Here is an 18569-nt window from a genome sequence, read left to right as displayed (position 1 = left end):
TATTAATATTGTGACATCTAACGAAGTCCACGCATACCTTTTACGATTTTTGGTACAAATGCAAGTGTAATCAATCCGATGACTACTGCTAAACAGCCCAAGAATAGGAAATAATTTTGGTAGCCTAATGGTTTGATTAATTTTACAAGTGTTCCGTTAATCGCTTGAGCAGTGGCATTTGTAAGTAGCCATAAACTCATCATTTGTGAATTAAAGGCTTTAGGTGCTAATTTTACAGCAGCACTATTACCTGTTGGTGAAATACACAATTCACCAATTACACAAATAATATAAGATAAAATAACCCAGTTTACAGTGATTTGATGACCGTTACTTCCCATCATTACAAAAGCAATCATAATATAAGAAATACCTGCAAGCACAGCGCCCCAAACGAATTTTGTTGCTAAACTTGGTTGACGTTCTCCCATTTTTTTCCATATGTAAGAAATCACAGGACCAAGCAATACAATAAATAATGGGTTAATCGATTGGAAATAAGTTTTACCAAAACTTGATGTCCATCCGAATAGGTTGATTGTCATATCAGTACCTTTGAATGCAAAGATGTTTAATACATTTGATCCTTGTTCTTGTATTGACCAGAAAATAACGCCAATAATGAATAAAGGAATGAATGAAATAACACGTGAGCGTTCATCATCTGACACTTCTTTGCTTCGGATCATAATCGTAAAGTAAATAATTGGCAAAGCAACACCTAAGATTAATACCGTTGTACTAATCAAATCGAATGAAAATGTACCAGTAGATATTGTAATTACTAATACAATAGCGATGAGTGCTGCAATAGCGCCAAAAATAATGCCGTAACGTTTCTTTTCAGTAGATGACAGCGGGTTAGTTGGTGCTAAACCAACATCTCCTAGATTACGTTTATTAAAGATTAAGTAAATAACAAGTGCCACAGCCATACCAATTGCTGCAATTAAAAATCCTTGATGGAATTTATGATTATCAGAGAATTGGTTTAAAACAAGAGGAGCTACCAAAGCACCCATGTTTACAGCCATGTAGAAAATAACAAAACCTGAATCGATACGTGAATCGTTTTCAGGATACAGGCGTCCAACAATGTTGGAAATATTCGGTTTCATAAGACCTGAACCTATAATAATAAAGAACATTGATACAAATAACCCAATATCTGCTAACGGTAAGCTCAATACAACGTGACCTACAATAATTAATACTGCACCGTACATTGTAGCACCGCGAGTACCTGTAATCCTATCTGCTATCCATCCTCCAATAATGGTAGTCATAAAGATAAGTGAACCATAAATAGACATTACGGATTGGGCTGTAACCTCGTCCATGCCCAAGCCACCATCTTTTATAGCGTAAAACATGTAAAAGATTAAGAGTGCGCGCATTCCGTAGTAACTGAATCGCTCCCAAAATTCTACAAAGAACAGTACTCCTAATCCTCTTGGATGTCCAAAGAATCCTTTTTGTGGAATTTCTTGAACATGCTGATTATGCAAATTATTCTGCAAATTGATCCCGACCTTTCTATCCTAAACGGGCTGATTATATTAGATTGTACTCTCAAAAATTAATAGTTTCAATAATTTTCTTAAAATAATAATGTTTACAATTTTCAGAATATTGTAGTTAGCAATTATATAGTAATTTTTAGAGTTATTAGATGGGGATTTGATTATTTTTACAACAAAAAACGGTTCAGAACTATTGCTTGTTCTAAACCGAATATAGATTAAAAGTTAATGGATACCTTTCATAGCGCGTTTAACCATTGGAGAAACGATAATGAGCAGGACACCGATAATAATTGTTAATAAACCTGAGTACATGAAATATTGTGATGGATTCATTGTTTTATAGACAACAACAAGTTGTGCATTTAATCCTTGAGCTGTCGCATTACTTAACATCCATAAACTCATCATTTGTGCTGTGAAAGCATAAGGTGCAAGTTTAGTAGTTGTAGCTAAACCTACTGGAGAAATACAAAGTTCACCAATTGTTATGAGTAAGAAGCTAAGTACTAACCAAATAGGGTTAATTAATTCTCTGTGTAAACCGCCAGCTAACGGAATCATCATAATGAGATAAGAAAGACCTGCAATAATCGCACCGATTGCAAATTTCATTACAGTAGATGGATTACGTTTGCCTAGTTTCACCCATAATGTTGCGAATACTGGAGCGAGTGCAACAATGAAAATAGGGTTAAGTGATTGGAACCAGGCTGCTGGAATATCAAAATGAATGGCTCCGCCAGTAAGTTCTGACATTTTTAATTGTGTGTTTTTATCTGCAAAGTTTGCAAGGATTGTTGATCCTTGTTCTTGAATCATCCAGAATGCCACTGACGTAATATATAATGGAATATAACTACGTACACGTGATTTTTCTTCTGGCGTTGCTTCTTTACTCATTAACATACGTGTCACAATGTATACTGGTAACGCAATACCAAGAATAGTGACAAGTAAGCTGAAGTTTTCGATAGTTAATGCATTAAAAGCTTTCAAGATAACAAGATAAAGTACAAATGCCACTACAACAATTATTGTGATAAGCGAAAATTTCTTTACATCACTTTTTGTCATTGGGTTATGTACTGTTAAACCAGCTAAATTCAAATACTTTTTACGTTTAGTCCAATAAAGAACGAGTCCGATAAACATACCTATTGCTGCAGTAGCGAATCCTGCGTGGAAACCGACACGAGTTTGTAAGTAACCTGTAATAAGAGGTGATAATAAAGCACCTGCGTTAATACCCATGTAGAAGATTGTAAAAGCTGAGTCTACACGAGGATCATTTTTTTCGTATAATTCTCCGACAGTTGTTGAAATGTTAGGTTTTAATAAACCTGTACCGATGATTAATAGCAATAATGCAATCATTACAGCTGTTAAACTACCTGGTAAACTTAAAATAATATGACCGAACATTATAAATATTCCACCGAAGAATACGGCATTTTGCGTACCAGTTATCCGATCAGCTATCCAACCGCCGATTACACCAGACATATAAATTAATGTGCCGTATAATGCTACGATTTGCATCGCAACAGATTCATCTAATCCGAAGCCGCCTTTAGCGACTGAATAGTAAAGGTAGTAAACTAAAATGGCTTTCATACCATAGTAACTGAATCTCTCCCAAAATTCAGTGAAGAATAATGTGCTAAGTCCTTTAGGATGTCCGAAGAAGCCTGTACGTGGGATGCTATTGACAACCTCTTCGCGCGTGTATTGTTTTTTATTCATAATTTTCCCCCTAACCGCTTAAAAATAATTTTAAGCTATCGAGGAAAAATATACAAGAAAATTCTGAAAATTGTTTAATATTATTATATATGTTTATTACACTAAAGGTAGAATATTATTTAATTAATAAAAAAGAGCGCCCGAAACGGACACTCTAATTTCTATCAGCGATTATCAATTGTTTCTGGATATAAATCGTGATTCATCATACGGTATTCAGCCATTTGTTCATACTTAGAATCTGGACGTCCGTAATTTGTATAAGGATCGATTGAAATACCACCACGCGGTGTGAATTTTCCCCAGACTTCAATATAGTGAGGATCCATTAAATCGATCAAATCATTCATAATAATATTCATACAATCTTCATGGAAATCGCCGTGGTTTCTGAAACTGAACAGATAAAGTTTTAATGATTTAGATTCTACCATTTTTATATTTGGGATATAAGAAATATAAATTGTCGCAAAATCAGGTTGTCCAGTGATAGGGCAGAGTGATGTGAACTCAGGACAATTAAATTTCACAAAGTAATCTCTTCCTTGATGTTTATTTTCGAATGTTTCTAAAACATCAGGTCTATAATCAAAGTTATACGTATTATTTTGATTTCCTAATAACGTAATATCTTCTAATTCTTCTTTTTTGCGTCCTTCATTTGACACTATTAATTTCCTCCTTTATGTGCACGCGCAGGCTTATTTTTTCGTCCTTGCCGACGTGCTTTTTCAAACATATAATAACTTGCGCTGATAATAATAACGTAACCAAGTGTTGCATATAAATCTGGTGATTCTCCAAAAATAACAATCCCCATAATGGCAGTAAAAATAATAGATGCATAAGTGAATATTGATATATCACGTGCTGGAGCATAACTATAAGCGAGTGTAATACCAATTTGGCCGACTGCTGCAGATAAACCCGCACCAATTAAGTATATAATTTGCATACCTGACATAGGTTCATATGTGAATATTACAAACGGAATTAACGCAACAATCGAGAAGAATGAAAAATAAAACACGATTGTATAAGGTGCTTCACGTGTACTTAATGCACGAACACACGTATAAGCAGCAGCAGCAAAAATTCCTGAGAATAAACCGCCGATTGCAGGTATCATAGCTGATGAGAATTGAGGTTGCACAACAAACAACATTCCGATAATCGCTACTACCATAGCGGTAACTTGATATTTACGTACTTTCTCATGTAAAAAGACCAAACTTAATAAAATTGTCCAGAAAGGATTTAATTTCATTAACGTATCGGCATCGCTTAATAACATATGATCTATGGCATAAATATTTAATAAGACACCGACTAATCCAAGAGTAGAACGGGTAATCAACAAGGGTTGGCTGCTCAATTTACCAAACATGGGTTGTTTATATTTATATAAGAAATATAAAGGAATCAACATTGCAACTAAATTACGTGCTAATGACTTCTGAAAGACAGGTAAATCTCCTGAAAGTCTGAAAAATAGCGACATAAAGCTGAAACCGATTGCTGAAATGAGGATTGCAATGATGCCTTTTATTTTGGGATCCATATTTTCGCCTCTACTTTCTCCAAAACTTAACGTATATCATCTTAGCATAATTCAAATTGACGTGGCTATAAGACCTTGCAATTCTTTCAAAGAATCGATATAATTTAATCGAACATATGTTCTGTTTAGTTGGATGAATTCTTCCTCAATTTGAAATGTTAATACTTATGGATTTTAAAAGAGTTGCATCAAGCCTATCAGACCCATATTTCGAGAAGGCTTGATTTTACAAGAAGTGCATAATTTTTTAAAAAATCAAGGGTAAAACTACAATTATTTATTTTAAGCACTTTTTTTAAAAAAGTTTTGTTCTTGAACGATAGATGTGGCGCTTATTACATCGATTATGACAATTTAAAATAAATTTTTGGACAGTGATTCTCTTTGAAATTACAAAGTGTGTTAGGTATAATGAATCACATAATATAGTATTGAAGAACGAAATCTAACACTATATGTTGTGGTTGAGTTAGAAATCGCTAAATTTAAAATTAACTATTTTAAAGCAATTTCACACTTCATTATTTTGAAAGTACAAAGTAACATTTAAGCGATTAATTCATGATTAAAGTGTAATTAATGGTTGAAAGCAGTTTAAGCTCGTTGGTATTCTTGTAATTGCGTTCAATTTAGAACATGAAAAATTAATAAGCTTACAATCAAGCAGATGTAACTCGTAAATTAAGAAACCACAATATGTAGTGTTATAGAAAAGTGCATTCTAATATCGTAATAAATTGCAAACATGCAGCAGGCACAAGGTCTCATTCATGAAACAACAATAGTAATCAGACAGCTTGTCATGTTTTTTATTTATGGCTTCTGCCTAATCTATGGAGATGAAGAATGGCGCGTTCTTTTTAAGAAAGCGGGTGATTCAATGAAGGTAGTTTATTTCTCATTCACAGGAAACGTAAGACGCTTTATCGCAAGATCAGGATTTGAAAACACCTTAGAGATTACAAATGATAACTGTGCGGAAGTACGCATAGATGAGCCTTATATATTGGTCACTAGTACCATTGGTTTTGGAGAAGTACCAGATGTTGTGCAGACATTCTTGCGACATAACGGCACAATGATCAGAGGAGTAGTTGGAAGCGGTAATCGTAATTGGGGACAAAATTTTGCGAAAGCCAGCGATACAATATCTAAAGATTATATGGTGCCGCTTTTAATGAAATTTGAAGTACAAGGAACAAAAAAAGACGTTGAAGAGTTTAAAGATAAGGTGGGGCATTTTTATGAAGACAATGAACGAAAAGCAATATAATCATATTGAATTAAATAATGAGGTAACAAAGCGTAAAGAAGATGGCTTTTTCAGCTTAGAAAAAGACCAAGAAGCGCTAGCGGTTTATCTTGAAGAGATTAAAGATCACACTATTTATTTCGATAGTGAAATTGAACGTTTGCACTATCTTGTCGATAATGATTTCTATGTAGACGTATTTGCGCAATACAGCGAAGAAGACTTGAAAGAGTTAACAGATTTTGCACGTAGTATTCCTTTCAAATTTGCCAGCTATATGTCTGCAAGTAAATTTTTCAAAGACTATGCACTTAAAACAAATGATAAAAAACAATATTTAGAAGATTATTCACAACACGTAACTATCGTATCACTTTATTTAGCTGATGGTGATAAAGAACAAGCGCGCCAATTTATTTCATCTATGATTGAGCAGCGTTACCAACCTGCTACTCCAACATTTTTAAATGCTGGTCGTGCCCGCCGAGGCGAACTAGTGTCATGTTTCTTATTAGAAGTAGATGATAGTTTGAATTCAATCAACTTTATCGATTCAACAGCAAAACAGTTGAGTAAAATCGGTGGTGGTGTAGCAATCAACCTATCAAAACTTCGTGCACGCGGCGAAGCTATCAAAGGTATCAAAGGTGTTGCCAAAGGTGTATTACCGGTAGCTAAGTCTTTAGAAGGCGGATTCAGTTACGCAGATCAACTTGGTCAAAGACCTGGTGCTGGTGCAGTATATTTGAATATCTTCCATTATGATGTTGAAGAATTCTTAGATACTAAAAAGGTTAATGCTGATGAAGATATCCGTTTATCAACAATCTCTACTGGTTTAATTGTACCTGCTAAATTCTTTGAACTTGCTAAAAACGGTGAAGACTTCTATATGTTTGCACCACATACTGTTTATAACGAATATGGTGTAACATTGGATGATATTGATTTGGATAAATATTACGATGATATGGTTAAAAACCCTAATATTTTAAAACATAAAAAAGATGCACGTGAAATGTTAAATACAATTGCGCAAACACAATTGCAATCAGGTTATCCTTATTTAATGTTTAAAGATAATGCGAACAAAGTACATGCTAACTCTAATATCGGTCAAATTAAAATGAGTAACTTATGTACTGAGATTTTCCAATTACAAGAAACATCAGTTATTAATGATTACGGTATTGAAGATGAAATTAAACGTGATATTTCATGTAACTTAGGTTCATTAAATATTGTAAATGTAATGGAATCCGGTAAATTCAGAGATTCAGTGCATACTGGTATGGATGCTTTAACAGTTGTAAGTGATGAAGCAAATATCCAAAATGCTCCGGGTGTGCGCAAAGCTAATAGTGAGCTGCACTCAGTAGGTCTTGGTGTTATGAATTTGCATGGTTATCTTGCTAAAAATCAAATTGGTTATGAGTCTGAAGAAGCAAAAGATTTTGCGAATATATTCTTTATGACAATGAACTATTATTCAATTGAACGTTCAATGCAAACTGCAAAAGAACGTGGCCAAGCTTATCAAGACTTTGATAAATCAGACTATGCAAGCGGAAAATATTTCGAAAAATATACGCAAGCTGACATTGTTCCTGAATATGAAAAAGTTAAATCTTTATTTGAAGGATTAGAAATTCCGACAGCTGAAGATTGGAAAACATTAGAAAAAGATGTTAAAGAATATGGGTTATACCATGCATATCGCTTAGCGATTGCGCCAACTCAAAGTATTTCTTACGTTCAGAATGCAACAAGTTCAGTTATGCCGATTGTTGATCAAATTGAACGCCGTACTTATGGCAACTCAGAAACATTTTATCCGATGCCATTCTTATCACCGCAAACAATGTGGTATTACAAATCAGCATTTAACACAGATCAAATGCGTTTAATTGATTTAGTAGCAACAATCCAACAACATGTCGATCAAGGAATTTCAACAATTCTATATGTAAATTCAGAAATATCTACACGTGAATTGTCACGTCTATATGTTTATGCGCATCATAAAGGATTAAAATCTCTTTATTATACACGTAATAAGTTATTGAGCGTAGATGAGTGTACAAGCTGCGCAATTTAATCATATAAATATGAACAAGTTGTATTAATAGTAAAAGCGGGACCTTTGCACGATGACAGTAGATGTGTAAATGGTCCCATATTTAAGCACATAAAGAGAAACTAATAAAATTTATAGAAGAATGGAGAATGCACTTTGATGATTGCTGTCAATTGGAACACGCAAGAAGATATGACAAATATGTTTTGGAGACAAAATATTTCCCAAATGTGGGTGGAAACAGAATTTAAAGTCTCTAAAGATATTGCAAGCTGGAAAACTTTAACACCTGAAGAACAAGATACATTTAAAAAAGCATTAGCAGGATTAACTGGATTAGATACTCACCAAGCTGATGATGGTATGCCATTAATTATGCTTCATACTAAAGATTTACGTAAAAAAGCAGTTTATTCATTTATGGCAATGATGGAACAAATTCACGCTAAAAGTTATTCTCATATTTTCACAACATTGCTACCATCTAGTGAAACAAACTATTTATTAGATACATGGGTTCTAGAAGAACCGCATTTGAAGTTTAAATCAGATAAGATTGTCGGCAATTATCATAAACTTTGGGCTAAGGAAGCTTCAGTTTATGATCAATATATTGCACGTGTTTCAAGTGTATTCTTAGAAACATTCTTATTCTATTCTGGATTCTACTATCCTTTATACCTTGCTGGACAAGGCCGTATGACAACATCTGGTGAAATTATCCGTAAAATCTTACTTGATGAGTCTATTCATGGTGTGTTTACTGGTTTAGATGCACAGCACTTACGCAACGAACTTTCTGAAAATGAAAAACAACGTGCTGACCAACATATGTATAAACTTTTAGAAGAGTTATACAAAAATGAAGTATCTTATACTCATAAACTTTACGATGACATCGGTTTAGCAGAAGATGTATTGAATTATGTACGTTATAATGGCAATAAAGCACTTTCAAACTTAGGATTTGAACCATACTTTGAAGAACGTGAATTCAATCCGATTATTGAAAATGCCCTAGATACTTCTACAAAAAACCATGACTTCTTCTCAGTTAAAGGTGATGGCTATACATTAGCTTTAAATGTTGAAGCTTTACAAGATGAAGACTTTATCTTTGATGACGAAAAATAAATAATATAGATTAATCTGAAAAGCGTTGGATCTGACTGAAATGAATTACAGTTAGATTCAACGCTTTTTTATATTTAGAGATTATTTACATTTTGGTAAGCAAAATACATAAAACTTTGCATATTTAATCTTAATTTATGAATGAAAAAATTGAAAATCTAAAAAGCTATTGCCAAAAAATTTTTCCATGATACGATAGATATTAAGTGATAATGATTATCAGTTTCATAACAGTTGAGGGTAATCATATTCAACACAACAGTAGAAAGGACTCAAGCAAATTATGATTATCAGGCAGCTGATGCGTGGACCCGTACTATTCTTTATTTTTATTGTCTTAAGCATCTTATCTTTATTTATAGGCGTCAGCCAACTCGGGTTATCAGATATTTTTCATCTTTCAGCAGAACAGCGTAATATACTTTTTTCAAGTCGTATTCCTCGAACAGTCAGTATTATTATTTCTGGAAGTTCGCTTGCTTTAGCAGGTTTAATTATGCAGCAGATGATGCAGAATAAATTTGTCAGTCCTACTACTGCAGGAACAATGGAGTGGGCGAAACTCGGTATTTTAATTGCACTCGTATTTTTCCCGCATGCACACATTCTAATAAAACTCTTATTTGCAATGTTATTAAGTATTGCAGGAACATTTTTCTTTATGAAGTTGATTCAAATTATCCGCTTCAAAGACGTCATCTTCGTCCCGCTTCTCGGTATCATGATTGGCGGCATTATCTCGAGTCTCACAACTTTTATCGCTTTACGCACCAATGCTGTCCAAAGCATCGGGAACTGGTTGAACGGTAATTTTGCCATTATTACCAGTGGACGTTATGAAATCCTATATCTCAGCATCCCATTGCTCATTGTTACATATACTTTCGCAAACTATTTTACAATCGCTGGAATGGGCAAAGACTTCAGTCATAACTTAGGTGTCAACTATGAACGTATTATGATGTTCGGTCTTACGATTACAGCAACAATGACAGCTTTAGTCGTTGTGACAGTCGGAGCACTACCGTTCTTAGGCTTAATCGTACCAAATATTGTTTCCATCTACCGTGGCGACCATTTGAAACACGCCTTACCGCACACAGTGTTACTTGGCGCGATATTTGTTTTATTTTCAGATATACTCGGAAGATTGATTGTCTACCCATATGAAATCAATATCGGACTCACACTCGGGGTGTTCGGAACATTTATATTCCTAGCCATGTTGTTGAAAGGAAGCCGCAACTATGAAAGCTAATCATCTGACAACAAAATTAACCATACTCATCGCAATCACACTTCTTACAGGCGGACTTTATCTATTTCTCGGAATAGATTGGGATATTTTAGAATATCAACTTCAAAGTCGTGTGCGTAAATTAATTTTAATGATACTAGTCGGAGCTGCAATTGGTACATCTGTCATTATATTCCAAGCGATAACAGTCAATCGGTTGCTGACACCTTCAATGATGGGGTTAGATGCTGTTTACATGTTTATCAAAGTATTGCTCATCTTTGTCTTTGGTGTCCAATCGCTTGTGGTCACTAATTTATATTTAAACTTTACATTAACTTTAGTTGCAATGATATTATTCGCATTACTGCTTTTCCAAGTCATTTTTAAACACGGTAATTTTTCCGTGTATTTCATACTTTTAATCGGCGTGATTCTTGGAACCTTTTTCCGCAGTATTACAGGCTTTTTAGAATTAGTTATTAATCCTGAAGAATTTTTAGCAGTTCAAAGTTCGATGTTTGCGAACTTTAATGCGTCAAATGAAAAATTAGTAGCTGTCTGCGGCGTAGTGCTTTTAGTACTTATCATCATAACAATCAGGGTTTTACCTTACCTCGATGTTCTATTATTAGGAAAAGCACAAGCGATGAACTTAGGTGTGAATTACACACGCGTGACACGCTTATTAATGATAATGGTCGCATTGCTTACCGCGATAGCGACAGCACTTGTAGGTCCGATTACATTCTTAGGGCTTTTAACCATTAATGTCGCACATGAAATTATGAAAACATATGAACATAAGTTTTTATTGCCAGCTACGATCATGCTGAGTTGGATCAGTTTGTTTTCAGCTGAATGGATTGTAGAACATCTCTTTGAAGCGACAACTGAAGTCAGCATTTTGATTAACTTAGTCGGCGGCACATACTTTATTTATCTATTAATCAGTAGGAGGAATGTACAATGATCAGTGTTAAAAATTTGAATAAATCTATTCAAGATAAACCTATATTGCAATCGATTGATGTGACGATTCAAAAAGGTAGACTGACTTCTTTAATTGGACCGAATGGTGCTGGTAAGAGTACGTTGCTTTCTGCTATCAGCCGCTTGATTGACGTTGATTCTGGAGAAATCAATCTCGAAGATGCATCACTAGATCAGTTTAAAAGCAATGAGATTGCGAAAAAACTCTCAGTCTTAAAACAAACAAACCACACTGAATTGAATATTACTGTAGAACAACTTGTCGCATTCGGACGTTTCCCTTATTCAAAAGGGCGTTTAACAAAATTTGATAAGCATAAAATTAATGAAGCATTAGATCTGCTTCAACTACAAGAAATTAAAGACCGAAACTTAAAAACACTTTCAGGCGGTCAAAGACAACGTGCGTATATTGCAATGACAATAGCACAAGATACAGAATATATACTCCTTGATGAACCTTTAAACAACTTAGACATGAAATACTCAGTACAAATTATGAAAACCTTACGTCAATTAACACATGAAGTCGGCAAAACGATTATTATCGTACTGCATGACATCAATTTTGCTTCTTGTTATTCAGATGATGTGATTGCGATGAAAGATGGACAATTGATTAAAGCAGCGCATAAAGATGAAGTGATACAACCAGATACATTGAAATGCCTCTATGATATGGATGTACAAATAGAATCTGTGAATGGCCAAAGAATCTGTCTTTACTACGATTAAACCGACAACTTTGAGAGGGGTGATGCCGATTTTATCGCGGCTATATAAGATGGGAACCACACACATTCTAGGAGGAAAAGAGAAAAAATGAAGAAACTAGGCTTATTTTTATTAATTAGTATAATGTTTTTATTTGCAGCTTGCAGCAATGACAGTTCATCAAAGGATGAATCTAAAAAAGGCGAGTCAGATCAAAAAACAGTTAAGATTGAAAACAACTATGAGTTAAGTGGTAAAGATCCAAAAGGCAGTGATGCTAAGCAAGTGAAAAATACAGTAGACGTACCAGTAAATCCTAAAAATGCGATTGTCTTAGATTATGGTGCATTAGATACATTAAAAGCATTAGGCGTTGCTGATAAAGTCAAAGGTATGCCTAAAGGTGAAAACAACAGTTCTTTACCTGATTTCTTAAAAGAATTTAAAGATGATAAGTATATCAACACAGGTTCTTTAAAAGAAGTGAATTTCGATAAAGTGGCACAAGCTAAACCAGAAGTAATCTTTATTTCCGGTAGAACAGCTAATCAAAAAAATATCGATGAATTCAAAAAAGCAGCACCGAAAGCTAAAGTAGTATATGTAGGTGCAGATGATAAAGATTATGTGAAATCAATGAAACAAAACACTGAAAACTTAGGTAAAATCTACGATAAAGAAGATAAAGCCAAAGATTTGAATAAAGACTTAGATAATAAAATTGCAGACATGAAAGACAAAACGAAAAAATTCGATAAAACAGTCATGTATTTACTTGTTAACGAAGGTGAATTATCAACTTACGGTCCTAAAGAACGTTTCGGCAGTCTTGTATATAATACTTTAGGTTTTAAACCTGCTGATAAAAATGTTAAAGCAGGTTCACATGGTCAAAACGTTACAAATGAATATATTAACGAGAAAAATCCTGATGTTATTTTAGCAATGGACCGCGGCCAAGCAATTGGAGAAAAATCAACTGCGAAACAAACATTAGGAAATGCGGTTATTAAAAATGTTAAAGCAATCAAAGATGATAAAGTTTATGAACTTGATCCAAAATTATGGTACTTCGCATCAGGTTCAACAACAACTACAATGAAACAAATTGATGAATTGAAAAAAGTTGTAGAATAAAAATATGTTGAAAGAGGTTTGAATGGGGGTTTAAATCTCTGAAAAATACACCAATTGCCTATATTAAAGGGAATTGGTGTATTTCTTTATGAGAAGCTATTAATTGGGGTGATATATTCTTTGAGCAATTCTATTACGTAAATTAATGTTTGAAGTTAAAGAATGAAAATCAATAAAATAAAAATGAAAATTACGATATCTGTGATTATTCTTTTTTTGTCTTTGATCAAAATATCGAAAATAAGGTATAGGAGTATTGAGGCTATGTAGAAAAACGGAGGGATAATCAATGTAGTAGATTGATGAGTAGTGTCAGAATAGATTTGTATAATCGTCGTAACAGGGCCTAAAATCAAGCATAAAGTACCTGAGAATTTGAGAGCTTTAAGCCCTTTGTGTGAAACTTTTTCTTGTTCCAATTCAATGACTCCTTTTTATACAAATTTAAAAGCTGAAACAACGATTAAGTCATTTCAGCTTTTATGAGATTTTATAAAGTAAAATAATAAGGATAATACGCTTCGCACCTTGGATTAAAGGATGCGCTGCAATTCGGACATTGATCAGTGTTTACATATTCACGAATAGTCATTTCATATTTACAGACACCGCACATCACAGCCAATGTATCTTGCTCATCTTTAGACCAAGGTATTGGTTCATGGTCTTCGCATTCATTATGACAATGAATGCATGCATAATACTTATCACAGCATTTGAAGCGCATTGCTACCACATCAAGCGGTGTATGATAGTGTGTGCAGCGTGTTTCGTGATCTAAATCGATACCATGTACAATAGGTGTACCATTTTTATCGTATTCTGTCATAAATGTAAATCCTTATTGATGCTCTTCTGGATGATCGCCGATAATACGTACTTCTGGATGCAATTCTACATCGAATTTTTCTTTAACAACGTTTTGCACGTGATGTATTAAATCTTCATAATCAGTTGCAGTCCCGTTATCTACGTTGACCATGAAACCAGCATGTTTTTTTGAAACTTCTACGCCGCCGATGCGATGGCCTTGCAGCTCAGAATCTTGGATTAATTTACCGGCAAAGTGGCCGGGTGGTCTTTGGAAAACACTGCCGCAAGAAGGGTATTCAAGCGGTTGTTTTGTTTCACGACGATTTGTCAGGTCATCCATCACAGATTGAATTTCTTCTTGATTACCAGGTGCTAAATTAAAGGATGCTTCAAGCACCACTAAATGTTGTTTTTGAACAATACTGCTGCGGTAACCAAGTTCTAACTCATCGCGTGTTAATGTGACGATTTCTCCGCGTTCATTGACACAAACTGCATGTTCGATACAATCACGGACCTCACCGCCATAAGCACCTGCATTCATAAATACAGCGCCGCCGATTGAACCGGGTATACCGCAAGCGAATTCTAAACCTGTTAAGGAATAATCACGTGCTTTACGAGATACATCGATAATCGCTGCACCGCTTCCCGCAATAATCACATTATCTTCAACTTTAATATAATCCATAGATAATAAACTTAAGACGATACCGCGAATACCGCCTTCACGGATGATAATGTTCGAACCATTGCCTAGATATGTTACTGGAATGTTATTCATACGTGCTAGGTGATTGATTGCTTGAACTTGTTCATTTGTTGTCGGACTTAAATAGAAGTCTGCATTACCACCAGTTTGTGTATACGTATAACGTTTTAATGGTTCATCTACTTTAATAATTTCTTCTGGCAGAACTTTTTTTAGTTCCTTTAGGATGTCATCTTTATGCAAGGATAGAACTCCCTTTCAATTATTTTCATTTACTTATTATAGCAATGATTACGCTAATTTGCGAAAGGCAAAGTAACGATTAATCACGAATTTGTTTTGATAACTTTTCAAATAAAGTTTCTTTTTGTGTTTCATAATCACGAATGGAAGATGGTGAAGCATGCAGTTGTTCTTTTTCTGTTTTGAATTGTTGTGCAAGTTGATGATCGTCCTTTAAAGCTCGCTGCATTTGAAGATATTGATCATACATTTCAGATTCGATTTGCAGAATATGTAAACGTACTTCTTGCTTTAAATCAATCAAATTATTAAACTTGACCATCATTACTTTTTTCTTATATTGATGATGAATGCGATAAAAACCGGCATAATTTAAGCGTTTCTCATCTAAAGATGTAATATCGTGCAAGTTATTGACACCTACTAAAATATCTAAAATCGGTTCGGTAGGATATTTAAAATGTGCGGTTCCTCCAATATGATGTACTGCTTTTACAGGTGTATCCAACAATCCGAACAATAAATTATGATAGTCTTCGAAAAGATTATGATACACTACTAATAAGTTCGCATCACTAATGAGTGGTTGTGTCTTTGTGTACATATATAACCGTCCTTTGTAAAAGTCATACAGGTATTATAATATGGAATCTGGCATACTCAAACATTAAAGAGAAAAATTAAAGAAACAGACAGGAGTGGACGAGCATGAAACCATGGCTTCTGGCGTTTTTGCTGCTTTGTGCAACGTTTTCATTAGTTGCATGCGGCAATAGAACTCAGTCTGATTTAAATCAATTCGAACAGTCAATGTCTGAAGTAGATAAAAAACAAGACCATGTTAAAAAGACAATGGATGATATACATTTGAATCGTTTGAACGAGCTGAGCAAGTCAGATTTAACAGATAGAAATAAAGAAGATTTTGAGCAGATGAGCAAGGATATGGATAAGAAATTAATGCCAGCCTTTAAATCATATAAAGAAGCCGCACATTCACTTCCAGCTGACACGAAAGCTGTGAAGCAATTAAGAACAGAATATTTAAAAGAAGTAGATCAGCAAGAAAAAGCATTGAAAAAAGATAGAGATTATATCAGACTTTGTAATCAATCTGTTAAAACGAATGAAGATATTTTGAATTACACGCGTTTATTTGAAAAACGAAGAGCACAATTAGAAATTAAAGTAGCAGACGCAAAGAAAGCGGGCGAAAATAAAAGTGCAGATGCATTGGTAGGCAAATTGAAAGATAATAATAAAAAATTGCAAGAAGTAGCTAAAAAATATCTGGATGCCGAAGATCCTAAGCAAACTAAAGTGGTCATCAAAGATAAAATAGAACCTTTGATTTCAAAACAGATAGAAGATTTAAATCAATCTACGGTGACTGATAATGAAACGACAAAAGCACGTCAAAGTGCGATAGAAATGTATTATAGTTTGCAGAATTACTATGAAACAAGACAGCAAACGATTGATATCAGTACAAAATTAGAGCAATATGATATGAATAAATTGCCTTTAACAGGGAAAGATTTAAGTGAGTATCATCAAAAATACAATAAAGCATTGAAGCATTTGAAACAGGATGTAAAATAGAATTATTAAGAAAATGGATTAAAAATATTAGTATTTCGGTTAACATTGAAATATAAAGTGTGTATAATTAGACACATTGAAATATGAAAATAAAGGGACTATCACTTAATGTGATAAATATTTTTAGAGGTGAATAGAATGGCTACAAAGCTGACTTCGATTGACCAGTTCGAACAGGTAATCAACGACAACAAAGATGTATTTATTTTGAAACACAGTAACACTTGCCCGATTTCTGCGAATGCATATGATCAATTCAACAAATTTTTATATGAACGCGATATCGCAGGCTATTATTTAGTGGTACAAGAACAAAGAAATCTTTCAAATTATATTGCAGAAGAAACAGGGGTAAAACATGAATCACCGCAAGCTTTCTACTTTGTAGATGGCAAAGTGAAATGGCATGCGAGTCATGATGACATTAATGTTTCTTCATTAGCGCAAGCTGAAGAATAATTGAAAGTTCATTGTCTTAACAAATAACAAGAGTATAAATATGAAATCGCAACTCCAAGCAATGGATGCAGGTCTGAAGTTTAATGAACAGTGTCAATCGTATCCGCTATTGCTTGGAGTTTATTTTTTAGCAGTATCAGTCGGGCGTTAGAGTGGGCTTTTTTTAGTAAGGTCTGTATAATATTATAGTGAATCATATGAAAAACATTGGGAAACTTTATTTGAGGTGACAAGATGAGAGTATTAGTTGCGATGGATGAATTTAATGGTATCGTTTCAAGTTATGAAGCCAACCGCTATGTAGAAGAAGCGGTCGCAAGTCAAATTGAAAATGCAGACATTGTTCAGGTACCGCTATTTAATGGTCGCCATGAATTAATGGATTCTGTGTTCTTGTGGCAATCGGGTACGAAGTATCGTGAAATGGTACATAATGCAGATATGAATCAAGTTGAAGCTGTATATGGCAAAACTGAAAACGGTATGACAGTGATTGAAGCTGACTTGTTTTTACAAGGTGAAAAACCAATCGGCAAGCGTTCAAGTTATGGATTAGGTGAGTTGATTTCTAAAGCATTAGATAATGATGCAGAACATTTAGTGATTTCTTTAGGGAATATTGCAAGTTTTGATGGCGGTGCCGGTATGCTTCAAGCTCTCGGAGCAAGATATTATGATGACGAAGGTCAACCGATTGATACGAGAAAAGGTGCTGAAGTCTTAAAATATATCCGTCATGTTGACTTATCTAATTTACATCTGCGTTTGGCTCAAGTGCGTATTCAGCTGGTGTCAGATTTTGCGAGTAAGATGTATGGCAAACAAAGTGAAATTATGCAAGTTTATCCGTTATTAGATATTACGCGTGAAGAAGCGGCAACAATCGATAATCTTGTATGGTATTTCAGTGAAATTTTGAAAAACGAAGCACACCTAGTCACAAGCACAGTAGAACGCGGCGGCGCTGGAGGCGGCGTAGCAGCTATATTTGCAGCACTTTATGATGCGGAAATTTTAACGAGTCATAATCTTGTGGACCAAATTACACATTTGGAAGATTTGATTGAACAAGCTGATTTGGTGATGTTCGGTGAAGGGATAAATGAAGCGGATCATTTACTTGAAACGACAACATTACGTATTGCAGAATTAGCAACGAAATATCATAAACCGTGTATTGCGATTAATGCGACAAATGATAAATTTGACCGTTATGAAGCTTTAGGTGTGACAGGTATGTTTAATTTGTTTATGGAGATGCCTGAACATTATACAAGCTTCAAAGCAGGTATTCAAATTCGATTTTATGCAGTACAAGCGCTTAAATTGTTGAAAGCACAATTTGATGTGGATAAGAAATCATAAT

General features: G+C 34.4%; 18 protein-coding genes. 10 read left to right on the top strand and 8 right to left on the bottom strand.

Translation table 11 applies throughout. From position 1 onward, the window contains the following. Nucleotides 1-17: 17 nt before the first annotated feature. The 4 genes from DYE31_RS10620 to DYE31_RS10605 form a co-directional block, all read right to left on the bottom strand. Nucleotides 18-1520 carry a peptide MFS transporter gene (locus tag DYE31_RS10620; RefSeq protein ID WP_015899633.1) on the bottom strand — a complete coding sequence of 501 codons (1503 nt, stop codon included), beginning with the start codon at nucleotides 1518-1520 and terminating at the stop codon, nucleotides 18-20. Nucleotides 1521-1748: 228 nt separating this feature from the next. After that, nucleotides 1749-3269, bottom strand: a complete 1521-nt coding sequence (locus tag DYE31_RS10615; protein ID WP_015899634.1) for a peptide MFS transporter — start codon at nucleotides 3267-3269, stop codon at nucleotides 1749-1751. Between the two features lie 164 nt (nucleotides 3270-3433). After that, nucleotides 3434-3937 (bottom strand): preQ(1) synthase, encoded by a 504-nt coding sequence (queF, locus tag DYE31_RS10610; RefSeq protein WP_015899635.1) that lies wholly within the window; start codon nucleotides 3935-3937, stop codon nucleotides 3434-3436. 2 nt (nucleotides 3938-3939) lie between these two features. Next, entirely contained in the window at nucleotides 3940-4830 is an 891-nt protein-coding gene (locus DYE31_RS10605) for a DMT family transporter (protein WP_015899636.1), read from the bottom strand. Between the two features lie 880 nt (nucleotides 4831-5710). Here DYE31_RS10605 and nrdI point away from each other — a divergent pair. From nrdI to DYE31_RS10570, 7 genes are all read left to right on the top strand, one after another. Continuing rightward, nucleotides 5711-6103 (top strand): class Ib ribonucleoside-diphosphate reductase assembly flavoprotein NrdI, encoded by a 393-nt coding sequence (nrdI, locus tag DYE31_RS10600; protein WP_015899637.1) that lies wholly within the window; start codon nucleotides 5711-5713, stop codon nucleotides 6101-6103. Further along, the gene (gene nrdE, locus DYE31_RS10595; RefSeq protein WP_041612941.1) at nucleotides 6075-8180 is read left to right on the top strand and encodes a class 1b ribonucleoside-diphosphate reductase subunit alpha; all 2106 of its coding nucleotides are present in this window, start codon (nucleotides 6075-6077) and stop codon (nucleotides 8178-8180) included. The genes nrdI and nrdE overlap by 29 nt, the downstream gene beginning before the upstream one ends. Nucleotides 8181-8318: 138 nt before the next feature. Then, on the top strand, nucleotides 8319-9293 hold the full coding sequence (gene nrdF / locus DYE31_RS10590; protein ID WP_015899639.1) for a class 1b ribonucleoside-diphosphate reductase subunit beta: 975 nt from the start codon (nucleotides 8319-8321) through the stop codon (nucleotides 9291-9293). 301 nt (nucleotides 9294-9594) lie between these two features. Then, nucleotides 9595-10551, top strand: a complete 957-nt coding sequence (locus tag DYE31_RS10585) for an ABC transporter permease (protein ID WP_174221513.1) — start codon at nucleotides 9595-9597, stop codon at nucleotides 10549-10551. After that, nucleotides 10541-11503 carry an iron chelate uptake ABC transporter family permease subunit gene (locus DYE31_RS10580; RefSeq protein ID WP_015899641.1) on the top strand — a complete coding sequence of 321 codons (963 nt, stop codon included), beginning with the start codon at nucleotides 10541-10543 and terminating at the stop codon, nucleotides 11501-11503. The genes DYE31_RS10585 and DYE31_RS10580 overlap by 11 nt, the downstream gene beginning before the upstream one ends. Then, nucleotides 11500-12258 carry an iron ABC transporter ATP-binding protein gene (locus DYE31_RS10575; RefSeq protein ID WP_015899642.1) on the top strand — a complete coding sequence of 253 codons (759 nt, stop codon included), beginning with the start codon at nucleotides 11500-11502 and terminating at the stop codon, nucleotides 12256-12258. Before DYE31_RS10580 ends, DYE31_RS10575 begins: the two co-directional genes overlap by 4 nt. A gap of 87 nt (nucleotides 12259-12345) precedes the next feature. Next, complete coding sequence (locus tag DYE31_RS10570) at nucleotides 12346-13374, top strand: ferrated catecholamine ABC transporter substrate-binding lipoprotein SstD (protein WP_015899643.1); 1029 nt, start codon at nucleotides 12346-12348, stop codon at nucleotides 13372-13374. A gap of 155 nt (nucleotides 13375-13529) precedes the next feature. Here the strand turns inward: DYE31_RS10570 and DYE31_RS10565 are convergent, their stop codons facing one another. From DYE31_RS10565 to DYE31_RS10550, 4 genes are all read right to left on the bottom strand, one after another. Next, on the bottom strand, nucleotides 13530-13793 hold the full coding sequence (locus DYE31_RS10565) for a hypothetical protein (RefSeq protein WP_041612942.1): 264 nt from the start codon (nucleotides 13791-13793) through the stop codon (nucleotides 13530-13532). A 71-nt stretch (nucleotides 13794-13864) separates the two neighbouring features. Then, entirely contained in the window at nucleotides 13865-14203 is a 339-nt protein-coding gene (locus DYE31_RS10560; RefSeq protein ID WP_015899644.1) for a CHY zinc finger protein, read from the bottom strand. A gap of 12 nt (nucleotides 14204-14215) precedes the next feature. Continuing rightward, nucleotides 14216-15142, bottom strand: coding sequence for a UDP-N-acetylmuramate dehydrogenase (gene murB / locus DYE31_RS10555; RefSeq protein WP_015899645.1), 927 nt, complete (start codon nucleotides 15140-15142; stop codon nucleotides 14216-14218). Between the two features lie 79 nt (nucleotides 15143-15221). Then, a complete protein-coding gene (locus DYE31_RS10550; protein ID WP_015899646.1) occupies nucleotides 15222-15746 on the bottom strand; it encodes a GrpB family protein in 525 nt (174 codons plus the stop codon). A gap of 104 nt (nucleotides 15747-15850) precedes the next feature. Here DYE31_RS10550 and DYE31_RS10545 point away from each other — a divergent pair, with 104 nt between their 5' ends. The 3 genes from DYE31_RS10545 (at nucleotide 15851) to DYE31_RS10535 (ending at nucleotide 18568) form a co-directional block, all read left to right on the top strand. After that, nucleotides 15851-16744, top strand: a complete 894-nt coding sequence (locus tag DYE31_RS10545) for an EMYY motif lipoprotein (protein WP_015899647.1) — start codon at nucleotides 15851-15853, stop codon at nucleotides 16742-16744. 138 nt (nucleotides 16745-16882) lie between these two features. Continuing rightward, nucleotides 16883-17203 (top strand): bacillithiol system redox-active protein YtxJ, encoded by a 321-nt coding sequence (gene ytxJ, locus DYE31_RS10540; protein WP_015899648.1) that lies wholly within the window; start codon nucleotides 16883-16885, stop codon nucleotides 17201-17203. A gap of 234 nt (nucleotides 17204-17437) precedes the next feature. Then, nucleotides 17438-18568, top strand: coding sequence for a glycerate kinase (locus tag DYE31_RS10535; RefSeq protein WP_015899649.1), 1131 nt, complete (start codon nucleotides 17438-17440; stop codon nucleotides 18566-18568). The last annotated feature ends 1 nt before the right edge of the window (nucleotide 18569 follow it).

Source organism: Staphylococcus carnosus, assembly GCF_900458435.1.
Lineage (GTDB): Bacteria > Bacillota > Bacilli > Staphylococcales > Staphylococcaceae > Staphylococcus > Staphylococcus carnosus.
The sequence above is the reverse complement of the archived record's forward strand: the minus strand, read 5'-3'. Positions and strand labels throughout refer to the sequence as shown.